The organism is Stenotrophomonas veracruzanensis (genome assembly GCF_032911525.1).
Taxonomy (GTDB): Bacteria; Pseudomonadota; Gammaproteobacteria; order Xanthomonadales; family Xanthomonadaceae; genus Stenotrophomonas; species Stenotrophomonas africana.
Genome location: NZ_JAWJTI010000020.1, coordinates 37,230 through 60,260 on the forward strand (window position 1 = coordinate 37,230; position 23,031 = coordinate 60,260).

Consider the following 23,031-nt stretch of genomic DNA (forward strand, 5'->3'; position numbering starts at 1 on the left):
ACCGCTTCAGAAGCGGTAGCGGCCCTGCACGTAGAACGTGCGCGGCGCGGCTGCCATGCGGCCGGCGTTGCCATCGACGTTGCGGGTATACCAGCGCTTGTCGGCCAGGTTGTTCACGCCCAGCGCGATCTCGCTGTCACCCAGCCCGGGCACCTGCCAGGCCACCTGCGCGTTCCATAGGCGCACGCCCGGCACACGGCCCACGCGCGCATCGGCGGTTTCTTCCCAGGTGTTGGCGGCATCGGAGAACTGACCGCTCTGGTGGGTGCTGGAGACATTGAACGTCCAGCCGGCCAGGGCGTAGCGGGCGCCGACGCTGTCGGTGTCGCGCGAGTAGAAGGGCACGTCCAGGCCGCGGTTGTCACCGGACTGCTGGATCGCCTTGGTCCAGGTGTAGTTGGCGTACAGCTCCAGCCCGGCCAGTGCGCTGTCCTCGGCGAAGCGGTACTCCAGCGCGCTCTCCACACCCTTGTGGTCGGTGGCACCAATGTTCTGGAAGGTGGGCGGGGTGATACCCGGCACCTGCAGGATCTGGTTGTCGAAGCGCATCTTGAACACGGTCACTTCCGCGCGCAGTGCGCCGTCCTGCCAGCGCGCGCCCAGTTCGGCGGTCTTTGCCACCTCCGGGTTCAGCGGATTGCGGGCGGTCTGCGAGTTCAGCTGGATGTTCTGCACCGGCCCGAACGACGTGGTGTAGTTGCCGAACACGGTCAGCTGCGGCGTCAGCAGGTAGGCGACGTTGAGCGAGGGCAGGGCCTTGTCGTTGCGGCTGCTGAAGGTCGCCGTGCCCCCGGTCTGGCGGCGGTCCATGTCGATCCACTCCATGCGCACGCCCGGAGTGATCCGCCATTGGCCGATCGCGATGCGGTCGTCGATGTAGAACGCATGGGCATCGGTGGCGTTGTCGAAGCGGGTGGCGGCACTGGCCGCGCCGGTACGGCGGGTGACGGTGTAGCTGCGGTCGTTGCCGCGCTCGCGCAGGAAGCGGTAGCCGGCGGTGATGTCGTGCACGCTGGCGCCCCAGTGCAGGCGCTGGGTGTAGCGCGGCTCGATGCCGAGCACGCGGTAGTCGCGCGGCTGCACGGTCAGCTGGGTATTGGCGGCGTTGATCAGCGAGCTGGCGCGGTTGCTTTCGTTGTAATAGGCCAGCACCTCGAACTCGCTGTTGGCCGACAGCGTGTTGGTGTAGCCCAGGTCGATGCCGGTGCGGTGGCCCTTCCAGAAATCAGTGGGGCGGGTGTTCTGGAACGGATCGGCCTCGTACTGCGCGCGGGTCAGGCCGCCCGGGGTCAGCGAGCGCACGTCGTAGTACGACAGTTTGGCGCGCAGCTCCTGCTGTTCGTCGATGGCGTAGGCGAACTTCAGCGCAAGGTCGTTGAAACGGTCATCGCTGCCCTGTCGCCAGCCGCGGCCATCCTGGCCGGAGTAGAGCAGGGCGGCGCCCAGCCCGTTGTCGCCGGTACCGCCGAGGAAGGCGTTGTACTGGGTGCTGTCACCGCCGCCATGGTCGTAGGCGGTGTAGCGCACGCCCGCTTCGCCGTGCAGGCCTGCCTCGGTGGGAATGGCGCGGGTGCTGAAGTTGATGATGCCGCCCACGTTCTGCGGGCCGTAGCGCACCGCGCCGCCGCCGCGCACCACGTCGATCGATTCGATGTTGGACAGGCTGGTCGGCGCGAACGACAGCTGCGGCTGGCCATACGGCGCCACCGCCAGCGGTACGCCGTCCAGCAGTACGGTCGAGCGCGGCGAGTAGCGCCCGGTCAGGCCGCGCACGCCGATGTTCAGCGAGACCGAGCTGCCGGCCGTGCCGGAGTTGTCGGTGACCTGCACGCCGGGGATGCGGCGCATCGCATCGCCGATGCTGGCCGCGCCGCTGGCCTCGATGCGCTGGCGCTCGACCACCGTGCGCGCGCCGGCGAAGCTCTTGACGCTGTCATGCAGGCCGGTGCCCAGCCAGCTGCCGGACACCTGGATGCTGTCCAGCGTGGTGGCGCCGTCCTGGGCGAAGGCACGGGTGGCCGGGAGCAGGCACAGGGCGAGGGCGGCAGCCAACGGCAGGCGGGCCGGTTGCAGGGCGTGGATGGGCATCGATGCAGGTCGCGGAAGGTCGTAAATGAGAATTATTGCTTATTCCATTCGCTATTGGAATGCGCCTCCGGTTCATGCCGATGCCCCGGTGGTAGAGTGGGCGATTGCTTCCTGACCCGCTGAGATCCGCCATGTCCCAAGCTGCTTTCTACCCCGTCGGAACCCCAGGCCAGCCGTGGGGAGCGGCGGAGCGGGAGGCGTGGCGTGGCCGCCAGCAGCGCCTGCGTCGCTATGACGAAGAGGTGCTGCCGCGCATCGCGGCGCTGGCTTCGCGCTTTGACAAGGTGGCCTACGGCCAGCTCGACTACGCGGGCGAGACCTACACCCTGTTCGCCCTGCGCAGCCGCGACTGGAACCCGGCGCTGCCGGCTGCCCTGGTCACCGGTGGCGTGCACGGCTATGAGACCAGCGGCGTGATGGGCGCGCTGGAGTTCCTCGAAAAGCACGCCGCCGACTATGCCGGCAAGGCCAACCTGCTGGTGACGCCGTGCGTGAATCCGTGGGGCTTCGAGCGCATCAACCGCTGGAACTTCGATGCGATCGACCCGAACCGCAACTTCCGCGCCGACGGCCCAGCGCGCGAATCGACCGCCGTCATCGAACTGATCGCGCCGTACAGGGGCCAGTTCGTGCTGCACATCGACCTGCACGAGACCACCGACAGCGATGAAAGCGAGTTCCGCCCGGCGCTGGCTGCGCGTGACGGCAAGCCGTTCGAGCCGGGCCTGATTCCCGATGGCTTCTACTTGGTGGACGACAGCGAGAACCCGCAACCAGCCTTCCAGCAGGCAGTGATCGCGGCGGTGGAGAAGGTCACCCATATCGCACCGGCCGACGACAAGGGCGAGATCATCGGTTCGCCGGTGGTGGCCCATGGCGTTATCGAGTACCCGCTGGTGAAGCTGGGCCTGTGCGCCGGGATTACCGGCGCGAAGTACACCACCACCACCGAGGTCTACCCGGACAGCCCGCGGGCGACCCCGCAGCAGTGCAACGATGCACAGGTGGCAGCGGTGTGCTCGGCGCTGGATTACGCGCTCGCCCATCGTTGATGAAAAAGGGGACGGAGGGGATTAAGTCGTTTGTGCCACAAACGACTTAATCCCCTCCGTCCCCTTTTTCGGTTCATCCAAGTGCATCGGCCCACCACAGTGCGGCCGGTCCCGGCGGCGTGTCGCGGCGCCACAGCAGGTCGCTGTGGATGCGCCGCGGCCAGCCGGGCAGCACCAGTTCCACCAGCCGCCCACGGTCATAGCGCTGCACCAGTGCCCGCGGCAGTTCGGCCCAGCCGATGCCGTCCTCGGCCATCTCCATCACCATCAGGTAGTCGGTGGCGGTCCAGGCCAGGCCGGTGACCAAGCGGGATTGATCGACTTCCGCACTCAACCGCACCTGCCGATGCCGCGCCAGTTGTGCGGCGGCGCGACGTCCGGCGCGGGCCAGCGGGTGTTCGCGAGCCACGTACACCGATAGTTCGCTGTGGTGGGCCAGCGGTCGGGCGACCAGCCCATCGGGATAGCGCTCCTGCCTGGGCAGCAGGCCCAGCACGGCGCGACCACTGCCGACCAGCTCCAGTACGTCCTCGCCCTCGGCATCCAGCCATTCCAGTTCGATCTCCGGGAACACCTCGGCGAAGCGCTGCAGGATCCGCTGCTCGGGATCGAGCTGGTAGACATCGGAAAACACCACGGTCAGGCGCGACTCGACCGGTGCGGCCAGGCGCACGCTCAACTGTTGCAGGCGCGCATCGGCGGCCAGGATCTCCTGCGCGTGCCCAAGTACCTGGCGCCCGGCCTCCGTCAGCTGCGGGTAGCGCCCACTGCGATCGAACAGGCTCACGCCCAGGTCGGCCTCCAGGTGGGCAATGGCGGTGCTGACCGTCGACTGCGTTTTGCGCAACCGCCGTGCCGCGGCCGAAAACGAGCCCAGCGCGGCGGCTTCCACGAAGGCCTGCAGGGATTCAGGGGAGTAGGGCATTGATCCATCGCTCCTGTCGATGGAATCCATTTTGATACCACCGTAAAAGGCGATGATACTGGTCGCCATCGCCCCTGTCTGCGGGGCGCTCCGGACCCGCCACGCATCGCGTGGATCTATTGAAAAGGCGGTGCGGTCCCCGCCCTGCAAGGAGCTTCACATGTCCCGTACTGTCCCCGCCCGTGGCGCGCTGGTCGCCTGGGCCTGCCTGACCGTGGCGATCGTCGCCGAAGTGGTCGGCACCTCGTTCATGGCCCATGCCGCCCGCGATGGCGGCTGGACCGGTTATCTGATCATGGCCGGCGCGCTGGCGCTGTCCTACTTCTTCCTGGCGCAGTCGGTGCGCCGCATCGCCGTCGGCGTGGCCTACGCAGTGTGGGAAGGCCTGGGCCTGACCCTGCTGACCGTGGTCGGCCTCACCGTCTTCGGTGAAAGCCTGTCGCTGCAGCAGCTGGCCGGCCTGGTGCTGGCGGTGGTCGGCATCGTCTGCGTAACTCTCGGGGAGGCACACTGATGAACACCCTGGCCCTGTTTTTCGTGATCTGTTCGGCGCTGATCGACGTCGCCGCCAACATGATGGTGGCCAAGTCGGAGGGCTTCCGCCGCTGGCGCTGGGGCGTTGGAGCGATCGTCATGGTCTGGATCGCCTTCGCCCTGCTGGGCCAGGCCGTGCGTTACATGGACCTGGCCACCGCCTATGCAATGTGGGGAGCGATCGGCGTGATCGGTACCGCCACCTGCGGCCGCCTGCTGTTCGGCAACCGCCTGCGCCCGATCGGCTGGGTCGGCATCGGTCTGGTCACTGTTGCGGTGCTGCTGCTGAGTACTGCGAAGTAACGCGTCGCCGTGCCAACCAAGGTTGGCACCTACCAGTGCTCAGTCGCCGTGCCAACCGAGGTTGGCACCTACCGGTGCTGAGCCAACCAGGGTTGGCACCTGCCAGAACGTGAGCCGCCGCAGGCAAGCGCCCCGGGGAGGATCTCTCCGGGGCGCTGATGTTTCTGCAGCAGTTAGAAGCGTGCGGTGAAGTTCAGCCGCGTGGTGCGGCCCGGGCCGGGCATCAGGCTCATCGCCAGCGTGTCCATGTAGTAGGTGTTGCGCAGGTTGCTGACCACCAGTTCCACTTCGCTGCGCGGGGTGAACTGCCAGCGTGCATAGAAGTCGTAGATGGCGGTCGGCAGGTAGATGTTCTGCAGGCCGGTCGAGCCGGTGGTGTTCCAGGGCTTGTCGAGTTCATGGGTGGGGCCGCTGTTGTAGGTGCGTCGGATGCCGGTATCCAGGCGGCGATCGAACAGGCGGAAGCCCAGCGTGCTGTGGATCGAGTACTTCGGCGGGTTCTGCGCGTTGACGAACGAGGTGCCAAAGCCGCCGTCCACGCAGTCCGGCGTGGTGTCCAGCTTGCTCCACTTTGCATACGGGTCGTCGCGCAGGCGCTTGGCGGTGGCCGCGTCGCAGGTGCGTGCGCGCTGGTAGTAGCTGGCCGACAGGTCCAGGTAGGCGATGCCGGCGTCATAGCCGGACTGCAGCTCGTAACCGGACACCGTGTAGTTGTCGACGTTGTCGACGTAGAAGGCCCAGTTGCTGGAATCGAAGCGACGGGTGATGGCGTTGTCGATATCGTTCTTGAACCAGGCCACCTTGAACGCCAGGCGATCACCGTCACGCCACAGGTCCTGCTTGAGCAGGCTGAAGCCGATGTCCCAGGAACGGTTCTTCTCCGGCTTCAGGTCGGCCACCGGGGCCGAGGTGCTGTTGCCCAGCGTCGACTCGAACAGGCTGGGCATCTTCCAGCCCTGCGCATACTTCACGTAGAAGAACGTGTCCGCGTCGAGGTTGAAGCGCGCCTCGGCATACGGCGCAAAGCCGTGGCCGGAGCGCCGGATCGCCGGCTTGTAGCCCCAGGCGGTGGGGATCTGCTTGGTATGGAAGCCATTGGCACCACGCGGGTCGCGGATGAAGCCGTCGAAGTCGTAGGCCTGGCCCAGCGTGCTGTCGCCATAGGGTGTGGCGCGCAGTGAGTCATACGTGTAGTTGCCCTGTGCATCCGGGTACCACTCCTTGTACCAGCCCGGCAGCAGCTGGCCGCCCTTGCTCAGGCGCGCGAAGGTGTAGCGCAGGTCGCGCGATTCACTGACGAAGGCCACGCGGTTGCGGTCGTGGGTGCGGTAGTCGATGAAGCGGCCGCCGGCAGTCAGCGACAGCCAGTCCCACGGTTGCCATTGCAACGATGCCACCACGCTGGCCTCGCGGCGCGTGCCCGAGCGCAGGTAGCGGTTGTTGTTGTAGTCCACCGGCAGCACCGGCGAGTTCGGTGCGGTGTCTTCGTGCTGCAAGGACGCGCCATAGCGCAGCGTCCAGGCGCCCAGCGCATTGCTGAAACGCGTGGCGTTACTGCTGTCCACGCCCCAGCGCCGGGTCTTCACGTCCGACTGCAGACCGGGGCCGTAGGTCTCACCCAGCGTGTCGGGCATCTGGTCGTTGGGCACGTCCTTGAACAGCGGCGTGTTGGCGATGTTGCTGTTGAACATGCGGCTGGTGGCGGTGGTGAACCACAGCGTGCTGCTCAGGTCCAGCCACGGGTGCGCCTCGGGGCGGTAACGATGGCGCAGCGAGGTAGCGTTGACCCGCATCTTGCCGGGCTCGAACTGGAACATGGTGTTGGCCTTTTCCACGTGGGTCACCCACTGGTTGGACTCGCCCACGCGGCCGATCGCCGACGGCATGATTTCGCCGAAGCTGGAATTGAAGTAGCGGTGGCTCAGCTCCAGGCGCTGGTCGGGGTTGGGTGCCCAGGTGAATTTCAGCAGCACCGATTCGTTGTCGGTGTGCGTGTTGAGCACCTCATCACCCGGGTGGTACATGTCCGAGACCGCCTGGCTGGACATGCCGGTACCGCCGCTGGACAGATGCTGGTCGTCGTAGCGATGCGCGCCGTTGCTGCCGGCGAAGTAGTTGCCCTGACGGCGCCGTGCATAGGCCGCGACCAGCTGCCAGTCTTCGCCGCGCTGGGCGAAGGCCACGCTGCCGTTCCAGTCGCGCGGGTCGCGCAGGCTGTTGCGGTTGTCGCTGCCACGTGCGATCTGCTTGAAGGTGCGGGTGCGGTCGATGCTGTTGTCGGCCACGCCGCCACGCACGCGCAGGCCCCAGTCCTGGCCGTCGTCGAGGATGTCATCGGCCTTCAGCGTTTCCATGTAGACCACGCCACCGATCGCGCTGGCCGCATTGGCGGCCAGGCTCGGCCCTTTCTCGATGCTGATCGCACTGATCAGGTCCGGGTCGAGGTAGCTGCGCTGCTGCACGCCGGCATAGCCGCGGTACACGTCGATGGCCTGTTGGCCACCATCGATGATCACCGGCACCCGGTTCTGGCCCTGCAGGCCGCGGATGTTGACGTCCAGCGCGCCACCATTGCGCACGTCTCCGGTGTGCACGCCGACCGCGCCGGCCAACACGTCGCCGATCGACTGGCCGCGGAAGCGTTCCAGCTGCTGGCGGTCCAGATGCACGCGCGAGCCGCTGTCACGGTAAACGGCATCGGCATCGGCCAGGCCCCACGGCGACGCACCTTCGCTGGCCTGGCCGGCCACACGCAGGGTGCCGATCTGGCGCACGCCGGCATCGGTGGCGGGGGCGGCCTGCAGCACCACGCCGCTGGCATCACGCTGGAACGCCAGGCCGGTGCCAGCGAGCAGCTGCGCCAGTGCGGCTTCGGTGTTGAGCGAGGCCTGCACGCCACCGCTGTGGCGGCCGCGGGTCAGGCGCGCATCGGCAGCGATGGACAGGCCAGACTGCTGGCCGAATGTGGTCAAGGCCTGGTCGAGCGGTCCGGCCGGGATCTGCCAGCGAACGGCAGCGGCAGCATCCTGTGCATGGGCGGCGGCCGGCAACAGGCACGGCGTGGTCAGGGCCAGGCACAGCGCGATGGCCAGCGGGCGAGGGGAGGGGCAGGGAAGCTTCATAAGGGGGCGGCAACATCCGCAATGGGTTCCCTTGTAGTGCCCGCCGAGCGCGCAGAAAGGGAACCGCCATTTCAACGTGGACGCACAACGGTCCACCATGGCCAGCGTCGCTCGATGCGGATCGGCAGGGCGCGCGCCAGCAGTTTCAGGGCCTGCAGGCTGTCCAGGCGCGGCAGTATCGCAGTGACATTCAATGCGGACAGCGCCGGATCACAGCCCAGATAGCCACCATGGTGGCGGGCCAGTTCGTCGATCACCCGGATCAGTTGCGTGTCCTGCACCTGCAGGCGTCCGTCCTGCCAGTTGCCGCGCAGAGGATCGGCAGCCACCGATGTCAGTCCCCCCATCGGTCCGATCTGCAGCGCACTTCCCGCGCGCACATCCAGCGCCGCACCGAACATCGGCAGGCAGCGCACCACGCCTTCGAACACGTCCAATCGGCTGTCCTGCGCTTCGCGGCCGACCGCGAAGCGGGTGCCGATCGGCTGCAGACTCGCGCCAGGGACATGCACGGTCAGGGGCAGCCCGTTGAATGCGGGGTGATGTCCGGTCTGCAGCAGCAGCTCGCCGCGCAGCAGATGCAGGGCGCGGTGGCCGTTGCCGATGTCGATGGTCACTTCGCTGTTGGCGTTGAGCCACAACTGGCTGCCATCGGCCAGCGTCCAATGACCGGTGTGCCCGGCAGCGGTGCGTTGCGTTTGCAGGTGGCGCTGCGCCTGCAGCCCGTGCAGGCCGAGAATTGAGACCGCACCGATGCCGAGTGCGCCGCCGAGACTGCGAAGCGCGCGGCGGCGGCGATGGCCGGCGGCATCGAGCGCCGTTGCTGCCGCCGGTGCCGACAGCGGGGCGAACGATTGCCAGACCGCCTCGACCCGTCGCCAGGCATCGGCGTGACCAGCATCGGCCTGCAGCCAGGCGTGCCAGCGCTGCTGGTCGCCGTCGCTCCAGCCCTGTTGGCGCAGCGCGAACCATTCGGCTGCCTGTTCCAGCGCCGGGCTGGCCAATGCCACACTCATGCCGCCGCGTCGCCGGACAGGCGCAGGCAGTGCAGCATGGCGTGCGCCATGTACTTCTTGACCATGCGTTCGGACACGCCGAGCTGCACGCCGATCTCCGCATAGCCCAGGCCGGACAGCCGCGCCAGCAGGAAGGCACGCCGTGGCCGCTCGGCCAGGCCGGACAACATGTCGGCGATGGCATGCAGCAGCTGCAGCGCCTGCGTGCGCTCCTCTGCCGAGGGATGCACCGGCTCCGGTTGTGCGGCCAGTGCGGCCAGATAGGCGCGTTCCAGGTCCGCGCGCTGCCAGTGGTTGACCAGCAGGGCGTGCGCGATGGTGCTGAGATAGGCGCGCGGCAGGCGCAATCCGGTCGGGTCGACGCGACGGCTGAGCAGGCGCAGGAAGGTGTCCTGGGTCAGGTCTGCGGCGGAGTCGGCGTCATGGATGCGGCGGCGCAGCCAGCCCAGCAGCCAGCCATGGTGTTCGCGGTAGAACCCCGCCAGCGCGGCGCTGGAGGTGGCGGGCACGGCCATCGGCATCGGTCATAAATGAGAATGATTCGCATTATAGGGTGATCGGGCGGCGCACGACAAATTCCTGGGCAGTTGGCAGCGGACACGGGCGGAGGATTTGCGATGCCTGCAGCGCTCGCCGACACTGCACTCTTCTCACAAGGAGTGCCCGCATGTTCAGCCACATCACCGTTGGAACGAACAACATGGACGTCGCGCGTCGTTTCTACGATGCGCTGTTCGGCGCCTTGGGCGCACGTCCGGGCGTCTTCGATGACAAGGGCCGGCTGGTGTACTTCAAGGATGGCCGCATGTTCATCGTCACCGCACCGACCGACGGTCAGCCCGCATGCCATGCCAACGGCGGCACGATTGGTTTCACCCTCGACAGCGCCGAGGCCGTGCGCGGTTGGCAGGATGCTGGCGTGGCCCATGGCGGTACGGCCATCGAAGACCCCGCTGGCATCCGCAGCATGGCCGGGCGCCAGCTATTCCTGGCCTACCTGCGCGACCCGGATGGCAACAAGCTGTGCGCGGTGCATGTGATGTCGTGATCGGATGGAAACGCGCGGGCCGCGATCAACGTGGCCCGCGCGGTGCCGGCAGGCGCAGGCACGCAGCAGCGCGCGCGTGATAACACGGAATCGCGGGATGGCCCTGTGACCACGGGCCGCAACTTCATGCTCTGTCCACTGCGGTTCAGTCAGAATCGGCCGGCTAACCCTTTGATCTACCGGAGAACGCCGCCCCATGGATGTACTGGAGCCGCAACAATCCCCGGTGCGCACTCTTCGGCCTGTGTTCGCCTTCGCGGCGATCGTTGTCGTGGCGTTCGCGCTGTTCGTCAGCCTGTTCCCGCTCGGTGCGGGGCGCCTTCTGGTCAAGGCGCAGGACTGGGCCGCACTCAATGTCGGCTGGTACTACCTGCTGGCGATGACCCTCTACCTGGTGTTCGTGGTGGGGGTGGCGCTGTCCAAGTACGGTGGCATCAAGCTCGGCGCCGACCATGACGAGCCGGAGTTCAGCTACCTCTCCTGGGCCGGCATGCTGTTCGCCGCCGGCATCAGCATCACCCTGTTCTTCTTCTGCGTTTCCGAGCCGCTGACCCACTACCTGCAACCGCCGCAGGGCGATGCGGCCGCGGGCGAGGCTGGTGCGCGCCAGGCCATGCAGCTGCTGTTCCTGCACTGGGGCCTGCATGGTTGGGGCGTGTTCGCGCTGGCGGCGATGGCGATGGCCTACTTCGCCTACCGCCACAACCTGCCACTGGCCCTGCGCTCGGCGCTGTATCCGCTGATCGGAAAGCGCATCAACGGGCCGATCGGTTACACCGTGGACGCGCTGGGCATTGTCGCCACCGTGTTCGGCATCGGTGCCGACATGGGCTTCGGCGTGCTGCACCTCAACGCCGGCCTGTCGCACCTGTTCAACATCCCGCACTCCAACCTGGTGCAGATCATCCTGGTGGTCAGCATGATGGGCGCGGCGGTGGCGGTGGCTGTGTCCGGGGTGGAGAAGGGTGTGCGCTGGATGGCCAACATCAACATGCTGCTGGCGATCGCGCTGGTGCTGTTCATGCTGTGCGCCGGCCCCACTCAGTACCTGCTCAGCACGCTGATGCAGAACCTGGGCGACTATCTGGGCAGCGTGGTCGGCAAGAGTTTCGATGTGTATGCCTATGGTGGCCGACCGGAATGGCTGGGTGGCTGGACGGTGTTCTATTGGGCCTGGTGGATCGGCTGGGCGCCGTTCGTTGGCCTGTTCATCGCGCGCATCTCGCGTGGCCGCACCATCCGCGAATTCGTGTTCGGCGTGCTGCTGATCCCGCTCGGCTTCACCCTGGCCTGGTTGTCGATCTTCGGCAACAGCGCGCTGGACCAGGTGCTGCACCACGGCCAGCAGCAGTTGGCACAGCTGGCAGTGGATGATCCACCGACGGTGCTGTATGCACTGCTCGATGGCTACCCCTGGAGCCGCACGGTGATTGCGGTGACGGTGCTGGTCAGTTTCATCTTCTTCGTGACGTCGGCGGATTCGGGGGCGGTGGTGTTGTCCACGCTGTCCTCGCACGGCGGCGCGCCTGAGGATGACGGCCCGCGCTGGCTGCGCGTGTTCTGGGGCACGGTGATCGCGGTGCTGACCGCCGGCCTGTTGCTGGCCGGCAGCATCGATGCGCTGAAATCGGCGGTGGTGCTGGCGTCGCTGCCGTTCTCGGCGGTGTTGTTGCTGATGATGTGGGGCCTGACCCGCGCCTTCAGTGACGAATCGCACCGCAAGCGCGCGCTGCAGTACCGGCCATCGCCGCTGATCGGCGACGACCGCCACCACCAGGGCTGGCGCCAGCGCCTGAGCCAGGCGATGCATTTCCCGGTGCGCGACCAGGTCTACCGCTTCATGGACGACACGGTGAAGCCGGCGATGGAGGCGGTGGCCGAACAGCTGCGCGGCCAGGGCTGGGACGTGTCCACGCGCTTCGAGGCCGGCGACATGGAGCTGACGGTGAATCACGGCGAGCAGCAGGACTTCCTGTACAGGGTGATCCTGAGCGGCTACCTGACCCCGTCGTTCGCCGCACAGCAGTTGCGCAACCAGCGTTACTACCGCGCTGAAGTGCATCTGTTCGAAGGCAGCCAGGACTACGACCTGGTGGGCTACAGCCGCAAGCAGATCATCAATGACATCATCAGCCAGTACGAACGGCACCTGCAGTTCCTGCACCTGAGCCGGTGATGCGGGGATGCCTGGATGGGTAGACTCGACTGTCAGTCGACTGCTCCTGATTGCGGACATCGAAATGCCCGCGCTTCGCGCGCGAGTCGACTGACAGTCGACTCTATCGGGAGGGGGCGGCGCATCACCGCCGCCCCGTTGGCGCATCAGAACCGGTAGCGCGCTCCCAGCGAAACGAACTGCCCGCGCAGGTTGTACTGGCTGATGTCGAAACCATTGGAGCCACCGGCCGGGTCGAACGGCGGATCCTTGTCGGTCAGGTTCAGCACCGACAGCGACAGCGTAGTGTTGGCAATGCCTTCGTAGGCCACATACAGGTCCAGTTGGTGATACGGCTTGATGCGGTCACGCAGGCCGGGGTTGCTGGTCGCCGTGGCCACGCGCTGGTCGTAGCCGCTCACGTACTGCAGGCTCAGCGTGCTGCTCCAGTCGCCCACCGCCCAGTTCAGCGACGTGGTGCCACGGGTGCGCGGCAGTGCGCCGTGGCGGTTGTTGCCGGCCCCTTCATACGGTGCCTGACCGGCCACCAGCGGCTGCTTGAAGCTGAGCAGATGGGTCCAGCTGCCGGCCACGGTGAAGTTGCCCCAGCCGTCTGTGCGGAAGGTGCGGTTGGCTTCCAGGTCCAGGCCCGAGGTAGTCAGCTCACCCTGGTTGGCATACTGGTTGGTGATGAACTGGATGCGCCCCTGTGCATCACGTTGCACGCGGCCGGGGAACAGCGTCGGGTTGTCGACGATGAACTGCGCGCTGTCCGGCTTGACCAGGTTGTCCTGCTCGATGCGGTACCAGTCCAGACCGATGCTGGTATCGCCATCGGGCGACCACACCGCGCCCACGTTGAAGTTGCGCGAGCGTTCGGCCTTCAGGTCCGGATTGCCGGTGCGGATGTTGGTCACGCCACGGCTGCCACCGGGCTGCAATGGATCCAACGGATCGATCACCGAGCCGTAGCTGACGGTCTGGCCCGGCGCGATCTCCGGCAGCGACGGTGCACGGAAGCCACGCGAGAACGAACCACGCAGCAGCAGGCTGTCCAGCGGCTGCCAGCGCAGCGCTACCTTCGGCGAGAACGCCTTGCCGAAGTCGTCATAGTGGTCGCCACGACCGGCCACCTGCAGCTCCAGCGTGCGGTGCAGCGGCACGCTCAGTTCCGCATAGGCGGCGCTGACCTGGCGCTCGCCGTTGACCACGTTGATGGCCGGGCGCAGTTCGGTGCCCGACAGCACCTGCGCGCTGGTGCGCGCATCCAGTGATTCCTTGCGGAACTCCGCACCCCAGGCAAAGCCGACCGTACCGGCTGGCATCTCCCACAGCGAGGTCGAGGCCTTCAGGTTCAACGAGTGCAGCTTGTACCAGCCTGGCCGCTTGGTCTGCAGGCGCAGTGCATCCAGCGCGCCCGGCGTGGCGGACGGGTTGAGGAAGTTGTAACTGCCATCGCGCAGGATCTGTTCGAACGCGTAGCGGTTGACGAAATTGTCGACGTATTCTCGCTGCGCGCTCTGCGAAGTGAGCGCCGCCACTTCCCAGTCCCAGCGCTCGCCACTGCCGCGCACGCCGGCCAGGGCACGGTAGAACACCTGGGTGTTGTCCTTCAGGCGCGGGCCGATGTCGAAGAAGGTGTACTCGAACGGCAATGGCGTGCTGCCCGGGTTGTTCGGGTGGCCGACCGGCAGCACCGCCGGCACGTCGATCAGGGTGCCGGTGGCCGGGTTGTAGGCACGCAGGCCCGGGCCGACGGTCAGCGGCGCGCTGAAGATCTGGTCGGCCTTGTTGTGGCTGTACAGCACGTCGGCGAACGCCTCGACATTGTCATTGAAGCGGTACGTTGCACTCAACGACGCCTGCAGGCGCTCGGCGCCGGGCTGCAGGGTCTTGAACGGCTGCGCGTTGAAGGCGCAGGCCTGGCCGGGCAGGGTGCTGCCGAAATCGCTGTACGGGCGCAGCTGGCTGCCATCCGGGCAGTGGGCGAACGGTTGCGGCGCGCGCGGGTTGGACAGCCAGTTGCCACCGGCAGTGGACCAGCCGGCCAGGCGGCCACCGGGCTTGTCGCGGAAATCGCCGCTGCGGGTGTAGGCACGCTGGTCGGCGTCGAGGCGATCACGCTTGAGCAGGTCCAGCCCGAACAGCACGTTCCACCCCTGCTGTTCGAGGTCACCGAAGCCGGCCAGCAGGCTGGCCTTGCGTTCGTCGAGACCGCCCTGGGTGGCGGTACCGAAGCCGCCGCCCACTTCCACGCCCTGGAAGTTCTTTCGCAGGATGATGTTGATGACGCCGGCGATGGCGTCGGAGCCGTACACCGCCGAAGCACCATCCTTCAGCACTTCGATGCGTTCCACCGCGCTGATCGGCAGCGCATTGAGGTCGACGAAGGTGTCCTGGGTGTTGAGCGCGAAGCCGAAGTTGGACACGCGGTAGCCATTGACCAGCACCAGCGTGTTCTTCGGCGACAGGCCGCGCAGGCCGATCGACGCCGAGCCCGCGGCGAAGCTGCCGGTGTACTGCTCGTCGAAGCTGTTGCCGGCATTGGCCGACAGGTTGCGCAGCACGTCGGTGAGCGTGGAGCGGCCGGTCTGCTCGATCTGTTCGCGGCTGACGATCTGAACCGGGTTCGGCCCGGCAGTGTCGCTGCGCTTGATGTTGGAGCCGGTCACCAGCACGGTGCCGAGGGTGGTGCTGTCCTTGCCGCTATCGGCCGATTCAGCGGCGCCGGCAGCGCCGGCGGTGAGGCCCAGCGCAATGGCGCCGGCAAGCAGGTTCAGGGTGGTGCGGTACATGGAAGCGACAACGCCGAACGGGGGAGGAGCCGTCAGTACCGCACGCAGGCACATGCGCCTTCCAATGACGAAAGCGCATTCAGTTATACATCACAGGTTCTTAACGAAAGTCGGTGCCTCCGTTTGAGCAGACCCACTCGGTGGGTGCGGACCGTTGGTCCGCACTCCCCTGTAGAGCCGAGCCTACGCTCCGCTCCACACACTGACCGGAAAGCAGCCGAGCATGGCTCGGCTCTACAGAAGGCAATGTCAGCCGATCAAGGCCGCAGCAGCACCTTGCCGTTACGGCCCGAACCGGCGCCGGCCTTCGCCGCCTGGGCGATGTCGTCCAGTGCGAAGATCTGCTCCACCGGCAGGGTCAGTTCGCCGCTCGCCGCACGCTTCAGCAGTTCGCCAACCAGCCGGCGCTTGTCTTCCACCGCCATCGCCTGGCTGACCTTGCTGCCCCAGAATCCCTTCACCGTGGCTTCCTTGTAGATCAGTCCACCGGCGGGGATGCGCATCGGTTCGCCGCTCATCACACCGAACGACACCAGGGTGCCGTGGTGGCCGAGCAGGTCAACCAGGTCACCGCTGGCGTCGCCGCCGATGGAATCCACCGCGGCCGCGGCCTGTGCTTCGCCGGTTGCCTCACGCACGCGATCCTTCCAGCCGTCCACCGACGTGTCGAACACATGATCGATGCCCAGCGCCTGCAACTGTGCGACCGCATCGGCATTGCGCACCAGGTTGGCCACGTGCACGCCACGCGCCCGCGCCAGCATCGCCAGTGACTTGCCCACCGCACCGTTGGCGGTGTTCTGCACGATCCACTGGCCCGCCTCGACGTGCAGGAACTCCAGCAGCATCAGCGCGCTCAGCGGCATCGCGATCAACTGCGCGGCCATCTCGTCCGGGATCGCCTCCGACATCGGGATCACCATGCGTGCCGGCGCAATGAACGCTTCGGCCCAGGTGCCGTGCACCGAGGCGGCGGCGACCCGCTGGCCGATCTGCAGGCCGTCGACACCGTCGCCGAGTGCATCGACCACGCCCAGTGCTTCACTGCCTCCGATCGCCGGCAGCGTCGGCTTGTAGCCGTACAGGCCACGCACGGTCAGCAGGTCGTGGTTATGGATCGAGGCCAGCGCGGTGCGGATGCGCACCTCGCCGGGGCCGGGCTCGGGCAGCGGCGCATCGGCAATGGCAAGGACGTCGGCCGGGTCGCCGAAGGAGGGGTACTGGGCAGCGCGCATGGACGGTGTTCCGGGGAAAGTGGATGTTGTACCGAACTGGGGACGCAAGCGTTGTCGACAAGGCGCCGCAGGTGCAACACGGCATCCTGCGACTGATCGTCGCGACATGTGCTGATTACCGCATCTTGTGTTGACGGCTTCGAGTATCCCCACTATGTTGTGGCCGTCACTCCCGGTCAGCCGCCGCCGCCGGACATGCAGCAAACGTCCCGCGGCCCGCCCCTGAGGCTTGCCGTGTCGACGCGGCCGCCATCGCGCGGACCCAGATCGCCCCCACGGCCCGGATACCGGCCGCAGGCGCAGGCAATTGCCGACGACCTGGTGTTCCCGCGCTATGGCATCCCACCCCGACCGCCCCGTGCGCCGGTATCGCGTGCAGGGCCGCCACGGCATCGACCGCCACGCGCGTGCGAGCCTGGAGTTCCACCACATGACCGACAGTACCTTCCGCGTGGCCGATCTGGCCGGCGCTGGCGACGCCTTGCGCGCCGGTGGCGAGCGCGTGCCGACCTGGATCACCAAGGAGGCCGGCAACCGTCGCCTGCCGTTCCAGGCCGAGCGCCTGCAGCGCAGCATCGATGCGGTGCATGCCGAGTTCCCGCAGCTGGATGTGAGCGACTACCGCCGCGTGGCGCAGGCGATGGTCGAGCGCAAGCCCAGCATCAGCGCCGACGACCTGGTCGATCTGCTGATCCGCGAGGCCGAGTCGCGCGTGGACCTGGTCGCGCCGGAGTGGGAGCAGTTCGCCGCGCGCATCTACCTGCGCCGCCTGTACAAGCGCGCCAGCCGCAACCGCTTCTACGATGTCGGCCTGAAGTACGGCTCCTACGTGGGCCTGCAGGAGAGCCTGGCTGACCGTGGCATCTACAGCAACGACATCCTGCGCTGCTACTCGAAGGAAGAATTGCAGCAGGCCGGCGAGATGATCGATCCGGAACGCGATCGACTGTTCGCCTACAACGGCCTGTACCTGCTGGCCACGCGCTATCTGGCCAGCGACCGCAGCCGCGAGGTTTATGAACTGCCGCAGGAGCGCTGGCTGACCATCGCGCTGTACCTGATGCAGGAGGAAAAGCCGCGCGAGCGGCGCATGCAGCTGGTCGGCGAGGCGTACTGGGCGCTGTCCAACCTGTACATGACCGTCGCCACGCCGACCCTGGCCAATGCCGGCAAGGTGGGTGGGCAGCTGTCCAGCTGCTTCATCGACACGGTGGACGACAGCCTGCAGGGCATCTATGACTCCAACACGGATATCGCCCGCGTGTCCAAGCACGGCGGTGGCGTCGGTGCCTACCTCGGCTACGTGCGCAGCAGCGGCGCACCTATCCGTGGCGTGGCCAATTCCTCCGGCGGCGTGGTGCCGTGGATCAAGCAGCTCAACAACACCGCGGTGTCGGTCGACCAGCTTGGCCAGCGCAAGGGCGCGGTGGCGGTGTACCTGGACATCTGGCACCGCGACATCGAAGCGTTCATGGACCTGCGCCTGAACAACGGCGACCAGCGCCTGCGCGCGCACGATGTGTTCACCTCGGTGTGCGTGCCCGACCTGTTCATGGAGGCGGTCGAACGCCGCGCCGACTGGTACCTGTTCGACCCGCACGAGGTGAAGCAGGCCAAGGGCTGGTACCTGCAGGACTTCTACGACGAGAAGCGTGGCTCAGGCAGCTTCCGCGACCGCTATGCCGAACTGGTAGCCGACGAGCGCATCAGCCGACGCACGGTGAAGGCCATCGATCTGTTCAAGCGGATCATGCTCAGCCAGCTGGAGACCGGCAATCCGTTCCTGTTCTACCGCGACGAGGTCAATCGGAGGAATCCGAACAAGCACGCGGGCATGATCTATTCCAGCAACCTGTGCACCGAGATCCTGCAGAACATGAGCCCGACGCGGATGATCCAGGAGATCGTCAGTGGCGACCAGATCGTCACCACACGCCGCGCCGGTGACTTCGTGGTCTGCAACCTGTCCTCGATCAACCTCGGCCGCGCGATCAGCGCGCCGGATGACCTGCTGGCCACCGATGTGCTGGAGCGCCTGATCCCGATCCAGGTGCGCATGCTCGACAACGTGATCGACCTCAACACGCTGCCGGTGCCGCAGGCCACCATCACCAACCGCAAGTACCGCGCCATCGGCCTGGGCACGTTCGGTTGGCACCACCTGCTGGCGCAGCAAGCGATCCAGTGGGAATCACCGGATGCCGAAGAATTGGCCGACCGTCTCTACGAACGCATCAACTTCCTGACCATCCAGGCCAGCGCGCAGCTGGCGAAGGAGAAGGGCAGCTACCCGATGTTCGCGGGTAGTGACTGGCACAACGGGCGTTACTTCCGTGACCGCGACTACAGCGGCGCCGCATGGGACAGCCTGGCCCACGAGGTCGCCACGCACGGCCTGCGCAACGGCTGGCTGCTGGCCGTGGCACCGAACATGAGCACCGCGCAGATTGCCGGTTCCACCGCCTCCATCGACCCGATCTACAGCGCGTTCTACTACGAGGAAAAGAAGGACTTCCGGCGGCCGGTGGCAGCGCCGGGCCTGTCGCTGGAAACCTGGCCGTACTACGAGAAGGGTGCCTACAAGGTCGACCAGTTCGCCAGCGTGCGCCAGAACGCCCGCCGCCAGCGCCATGTCGACCAGTCGATCAGCTTCAACCTGTACGTGCCCAGCACCATCCGCGCGAGCACGCTGCTGGAACTGCACCTGAGCGCCTGGCGCGAAGGCCTGAAGACCACGTACTACGTGCGCTCCAACGACATCGACATCAGCGAATGCGAATGGTGCTCCAGCTGATCGCTGCGCCCCCTGTAGAGCCGAGCCCGCGCTCGGCTCAGACGCGAAGAGCAGCCGAGCATGGGCTCGGCGCTACATCCGCAATGCACGTAATACGAAGGTAGACGACCATGGCAACCCCCCTCGACCGCATCAAGATCCTCGAACCGCGCCATCCCAACCGCAGCACCGGCATCATCAACGGCCGCACCAGTGGCATCCTCAACTGGAACGACATCCCGTACCCGTCGTTCTATCGGGCCTACAAGGAGCTGTCGACCAACTTCTGGATTCCCGACGAGGTCGACATGAAGCTGGACGCCCGCCAGTACGGCGAGCTCAACGCGCGCGAAAGGAACGCGTACGACTCGATCATCGGCCTGCTGGCCACGCTCGATTCACCGCAGACGCGCTTCATCTATAACGTGGCCGAGTACATCACCGACCCGGCGGCGCATGCCAACGCGGCGATCATCGGCCAGCAGGAAGTGATCCACAACGAGAGCTACAGCTACGTGCTGGCCTCGATCACCGACCTGCCGAACCAGAACCGCATCTTCGAGATCGCCCGCACCCACCCGACCATCATCAAGCGCAACGCACCGATCATGGGCGCGTATGACGACTTCATGCGCGAGAAGACCGCCGAGACCCTGCTCAAGTCGTTGATCCAGTCCTCGATCCTTGAAGGCATCAACTTCTATTCCGGGTTTGCGTACTTCTACAACATGGTGCGGCAGAACCGCATGAACGGCACCGGCAAGATCATCAGCTTCATCAACCGCGACGAACTGGCGCATACCAAGTTCATCAGCGAGCTGATCCGCGCCATCATCGGCGAGAACCCGGAGTTGCAGACCAAAGAGTTGACCGCCTACGTGCACCAATCGTTCGAACACGCGATCGAGCTGGAGACGCAGTGGTCGTCGGAGGTGCTGGACGGCATCGACGGCATCGACGTGGACGAGATGGTGCGCTACGTGAAGTACCGCGCCAACAAGATGGCCGGCATGCTCGGCATCGAGCGCCTGTACAGCGACACCACCGACAACGTGATGCCGTGGATCAAGGCCTACGCCGACAACTTCACTGAAACCAAGACCGACTTCTTCGAGATGCGCAATGCAAGCTACAAGAAGACCAACGTCGACAACGGCTTCGACGATCTCTGAGCCCAGCGCCGCGCTGAGCATCCTGGTGGTGGTCGCCTCGTTGAGCGGCAACACCCGCGAACTCGGCCGGCAGGTCGCCGAGCGCTGCCGCGCCGCAGGTCATGCGGTGCACTGGCACGAGGCCGACAACCTGCGCCAGGCGCCGCCGCTGGCCGCCGGCGAGGCCGATCTGGTCCTGCTGGGCAGCTGGACCGACAACGCCGGCCGCACGCCGGCGGAGATGAAGGCGTGGGTGGCCAGCATTGCCGAGCGCGGCGAGCGGCCACGGCAGCTGGCGGTGTTCGGCACCGGCGAAACGCAGTGGGGGCAGGAGTACTACTGCGGCGCCGTGCACCGGCTGATCCGCTATTTCCGCAGCGACTATCCGCCGTTGGAGATCGAACAGATGCCGCATGGCGTTCGCCATGCCGAAGCCATTGACGCCTGGATCAATACGGTCCTGGCCCATTACTGGAGCAACAGCGATGCAGATCATCGACGCCACCACGCCTGAGCAGTTCCAGCAGCTGCTGGCCGAGCACCCGCGGGTGCTGGTGGATTTTCACAAGGACCAGTGCCCGGGGTGCCGGATGCTGGAGATGTCGTTGCACCGCGTGGCCAACAGCGTGGCGGGGCAGGGCACGACCCTTCTGCGCGTGCAGCTGGAAGTGCTGGGTGAGGCGTTCTTCCGCGAGTTGGGGCTGCGGCAGACGCCGACGCTGTCGCTGTTCCGTGATGGTGACGAACGTACGCGCCTGGCCGGGCTCCAGTCGCCGCAGCAGATCGAGGCCGCGATCGCGTTGCATTTGTAGAGCCGAGGCATGCTCGGCTGCTGTTCGTGCGGTGTGCGATGAGTCGAGCATGGCTCGACTCTACACAGGCGTCCCTGGCATTTCGCGCTATGCGCCGCTGAAGGTATCCACCAGCAGTTTCACGTTCAACACCACGATCACCAGCGCGATCACCCAGGCGATGCTGCCCAGCCAGCGCGGGGCCACCAGCGCGCCCATCGTCACCTTGTCGGTCACGATCCGCACCAGCGGGATGATCGCGAACGGCAGCTGCATCGACAGCACCACCTGGCTCAGCACCAACAGCTTCACCGCGCCCTGGTCGCCGAAGAGCATGATCACCACCACCACTGGAATGATTGCCAGTGCGCGTGTGATCAGTCGACGCAGCCACGGCGGCAGGCGCAGGTGCAGGAAGCCTTCCATCACGATCTGCCCGGCCAGCGTCGCGGTCACCGTCGAATTCAGGCCGGAGGCCAGCAGGGCGACGGCAAACAGTGTCGCTGCGGCGCCCACGCCCAGCATCGGTGCCAGCAGCTGGTGCGCCTGTTCGATGTCTTCCACATCAAATCGGCCGTTGGCATGGAACACCGCCGCCGCAAGGATCAGGATGCTGGCGTTGATGAAGAGTGCGAGGGTCAGCGCGAGGGTACTGTCGGTCACTGCCCAGCGCAGGGCACTGCGACGGCCCTCATCGGTACGCGGATAGGCGCGGGTCTGCACGATCGACGAATGCAGATAGAGATTGTGCGGCATCACCGTGGCACCAATGATGCCGATGGCGATGTACAGGGCGTGCGGATCAGTTACCACCTGCGTGCGCGGAATGAATCCGCCCAGCACGTCCATCACCGGCGGTGCGGCCAGCGCGATCTGCACCATGAAGCAGCCGAAGATCACCATCAGCAGCGCGATCACGAAGGCTTCCAGCGCACGGAAACCGCGGTTCATCAGCAGCAGCACCAGCAGGGTGTCCAGGGCGGTGATGACCGCGCCCCACAGCAGTGGCAGATCGAACAGCAGTTTCAGTGCGATCGCGGTGCCGATCACCTCGGCCAGGTCGCAGGCGATGATCGCCGCCTCGCACAGCGCCCACAGCGCCAGGTTCACCGGTTTCGGGTAGCGCGCTCGGCAGGCCTGGGCCAGGTCCATGCCGGTGGCGATGCCGAGCCGCGCCGACAGCGCCTGCAGGATCACCGCCATCAGGTTGGAGATGAGGATGACCGACAGCAGCAGGTAGCCGAAGCGCGAACCGCCGGCGAGGTCGGTGGCCCAGTTGCCCGGGTCCATGTAGCCGACCGAGATCATGTAGCCCGGGCCGAGGAAGGCCAGCAGGCGGAACCACCAGTGCCCCTTGTCGGGCACCGCGACCGAGGCGTTGAGCGCGCCCAGGCTGGCCGGAGTGGAGGCCGAAGGGTCGCGGGGTGCCAGGGTGTTCATGGGTCCGAATATAGCTCCTGCTATAGTCATTAGCAATGTGAAACAATCGTCTTTATCGCGTTACTGGTCCAGAATTCAGGTTCAACACCGGATTACACCGGAAGGACAGGCGCAGGCGTGGGCAAGACCGACGATTCGACATCGCTGAAAAGCACCCCCTTGATCGAGGCCGAGCGCCAGGTCGAGAGCTTCCGGCAAGTGCGCGAGGCGCACCGGATGGAGCTGGTGGAGGACTATGTCGAGCTGATCTCGGATCTGCTGGCCGACGGCGGCGAGGCCCGCCAGGTCGACATCGCGACCCGCCTGGGCGTGGCCCAGCCCACCGTGGCGAAGATGCTGCGGCGGCTGGCCCGCGATGGCTGGGTGGTGCAGCGACCGTACCGCGGCGTGTTCCTGACCCCGGAAGGCGAGGCGCTGGCGCATGCCAGCCGCCAGCGTCATCAGACCGTGGAGCGTTTCCTGCTGGCGCTCGGGGTGGATCCGGATACCGCACGGCGTGATGCCGAGGGCATCGAGCACCATGTGAGCGAGCAGACGCTGGCCTTGTTTGAAGCGTTCGTGCGCAAGGCCGAGGGCGGGGCGCCGTGACGGAAGCGCCGGGCC

At 66.4% G+C, this 23,031-nt stretch carries 18 protein-coding genes; 10 read left to right on the forward strand and 8 right to left on the reverse strand.

The window, feature by feature from the left end; genetic code table 11:
- Positions 1-6: 6 nt before the first annotated feature.
- Positions 7-2,088, reverse strand: coding sequence for a TonB-dependent siderophore receptor (locus tag R1H25_RS13275; protein ID WP_317223808.1), 2,082 nt, complete (start codon positions 2,086-2,088; stop codon positions 7-9).
- 131 nt (positions 2,089-2,219) lie between these two features.
- On the opposite strand from R1H25_RS13275, the gene R1H25_RS13280 reads away from it, so the two are divergent.
- On the forward strand, positions 2,220-3,140 hold the full coding sequence (locus R1H25_RS13280; protein WP_317223809.1) for a M14 family metallocarboxypeptidase: 921 nt from the start codon (positions 2,220-2,222) through the stop codon (positions 3,138-3,140).
- A gap of 73 nt (positions 3,141-3,213) precedes the next feature.
- On the opposite strand, the gene R1H25_RS13285 is transcribed toward R1H25_RS13280, so the two are convergent.
- A complete protein-coding gene (locus R1H25_RS13285) occupies positions 3,214-4,065 on the reverse strand; it encodes a LysR family transcriptional regulator (RefSeq protein WP_317223810.1) in 852 nt (283 codons plus the stop codon).
- A gap of 160 nt (positions 4,066-4,225) precedes the next feature.
- Here R1H25_RS13285 and R1H25_RS13290 point away from each other — a divergent pair, with 160 nt between their 5' ends.
- Together R1H25_RS13290 and R1H25_RS13295 are read left to right on the forward strand one after the other, a co-directional pair.
- The gene (locus tag R1H25_RS13290; protein WP_010485170.1) at positions 4,226-4,579 is read left to right on the forward strand and encodes an SMR family transporter; all 354 of its coding nucleotides are present in this window, start codon (positions 4,226-4,228) and stop codon (positions 4,577-4,579) included.
- Positions 4,579-4,902, forward strand: a complete 324-nt coding sequence (locus R1H25_RS13295; RefSeq protein ID WP_110712584.1) for a multidrug efflux SMR transporter — start codon at positions 4,579-4,581, stop codon at positions 4,900-4,902. Before R1H25_RS13290 ends, R1H25_RS13295 begins: the two co-directional genes overlap by 1 nt.
- Positions 4,903-5,075: 173 nt before the next feature.
- Here the strand turns inward: R1H25_RS13295 and R1H25_RS13300 are convergent, their stop codons facing one another.
- From R1H25_RS13300 to R1H25_RS13310, 3 genes are all read right to left on the reverse strand, one after another.
- Positions 5,076-8,024: a TonB-dependent receptor domain-containing protein gene (locus R1H25_RS13300; protein WP_317223811.1), complete on the reverse strand. Its 2,949-nt coding sequence runs from the start codon at positions 8,022-8,024 to the stop codon at positions 5,076-5,078.
- 71 nt (positions 8,025-8,095) lie between these two features.
- Complete coding sequence (locus R1H25_RS13305; protein ID WP_317223812.1) at positions 8,096-9,040, reverse strand: FecR domain-containing protein; 945 nt, start codon at positions 9,038-9,040, stop codon at positions 8,096-8,098.
- Positions 9,037-9,555, reverse strand: coding sequence for a sigma-70 family RNA polymerase sigma factor (locus tag R1H25_RS13310; protein WP_317223813.1), 519 nt, complete (start codon positions 9,553-9,555; stop codon positions 9,037-9,039). The genes R1H25_RS13305 and R1H25_RS13310 overlap by 4 nt, the downstream gene beginning before the upstream one ends.
- A gap of 152 nt (positions 9,556-9,707) precedes the next feature.
- Between R1H25_RS13310 and R1H25_RS13315 the strand changes: the two genes are divergently transcribed.
- Together R1H25_RS13315 and betT are read left to right on the forward strand one after the other, a co-directional pair.
- On the forward strand, positions 9,708-10,088 hold the full coding sequence (locus R1H25_RS13315) for a VOC family protein (protein WP_317223814.1): 381 nt from the start codon (positions 9,708-9,710) through the stop codon (positions 10,086-10,088).
- 196 nt (positions 10,089-10,284) lie between these two features.
- Positions 10,285-12,264: a choline BCCT transporter BetT gene (gene betT / locus R1H25_RS13320; RefSeq protein WP_099589195.1), complete on the forward strand. Its 1,980-nt coding sequence runs from the start codon at positions 10,285-10,287 to the stop codon at positions 12,262-12,264.
- A 146-nt stretch (positions 12,265-12,410) separates the two neighbouring features.
- On the opposite strand, the gene R1H25_RS13325 is transcribed toward betT, so the two are convergent.
- Entirely contained in the window at positions 12,411-15,038 is a 2,628-nt protein-coding gene (locus R1H25_RS13325; RefSeq protein WP_317223815.1) for a TonB-dependent receptor, read from the reverse strand.
- A 257-nt stretch (positions 15,039-15,295) separates the two neighbouring features.
- Entirely contained in the window at positions 15,296-16,273 is a 978-nt protein-coding gene (locus R1H25_RS13330) for a zinc-binding dehydrogenase (RefSeq protein ID WP_317223816.1), read from the reverse strand.
- A gap of 430 nt (positions 16,274-16,703) precedes the next feature.
- On the opposite strand from R1H25_RS13330, the gene R1H25_RS13335 reads away from it, so the two are divergent.
- From R1H25_RS13335 to R1H25_RS13350, 4 genes are all read left to right on the forward strand, one after another.
- Complete coding sequence (locus R1H25_RS13335; RefSeq protein WP_317223827.1) at positions 16,704-19,067, forward strand: ribonucleoside-diphosphate reductase subunit alpha; 2,364 nt, start codon at positions 16,704-16,706, stop codon at positions 19,065-19,067.
- Positions 19,068-19,177: 110 nt separating this feature from the next.
- The gene (locus tag R1H25_RS13340) at positions 19,178-20,218 is read left to right on the forward strand and encodes a ribonucleotide-diphosphate reductase subunit beta (RefSeq protein WP_317223817.1); all 1,041 of its coding nucleotides are present in this window, start codon (positions 19,178-19,180) and stop codon (positions 20,216-20,218) included.
- A 25-nt stretch (positions 20,219-20,243) separates the two neighbouring features.
- The gene (locus tag R1H25_RS13345; protein ID WP_317223818.1) at positions 20,244-20,711 is read left to right on the forward strand and encodes a flavodoxin; all 468 of its coding nucleotides are present in this window, start codon (positions 20,244-20,246) and stop codon (positions 20,709-20,711) included.
- Entirely contained in the window at positions 20,683-21,009 is a 327-nt protein-coding gene (locus tag R1H25_RS13350) for a thioredoxin family protein (RefSeq protein WP_317223819.1), read from the forward strand. The genes R1H25_RS13345 and R1H25_RS13350 overlap by 29 nt, the downstream gene beginning before the upstream one ends.
- Positions 21,010-21,096: 87 nt before the next feature.
- Here R1H25_RS13350 and R1H25_RS13355 read toward each other — a convergent pair whose 3' ends face one another.
- Positions 21,097-22,428 (reverse strand): Nramp family divalent metal transporter, encoded by a 1,332-nt coding sequence (locus R1H25_RS13355; RefSeq protein WP_057500461.1) that lies wholly within the window; start codon positions 22,426-22,428, stop codon positions 21,097-21,099.
- 117 nt (positions 22,429-22,545) lie between these two features.
- Here R1H25_RS13355 and mntR point away from each other — a divergent pair, with 117 nt between their 5' ends.
- Positions 22,546-23,016 carry a manganese-binding transcriptional regulator MntR gene (gene mntR / locus R1H25_RS13360; protein WP_014037494.1) on the forward strand — a complete coding sequence of 157 codons (471 nt, stop codon included), beginning with the start codon at positions 22,546-22,548 and terminating at the stop codon, positions 23,014-23,016.
- The last annotated feature ends 15 nt before the right edge of the window (positions 23,017-23,031 follow it).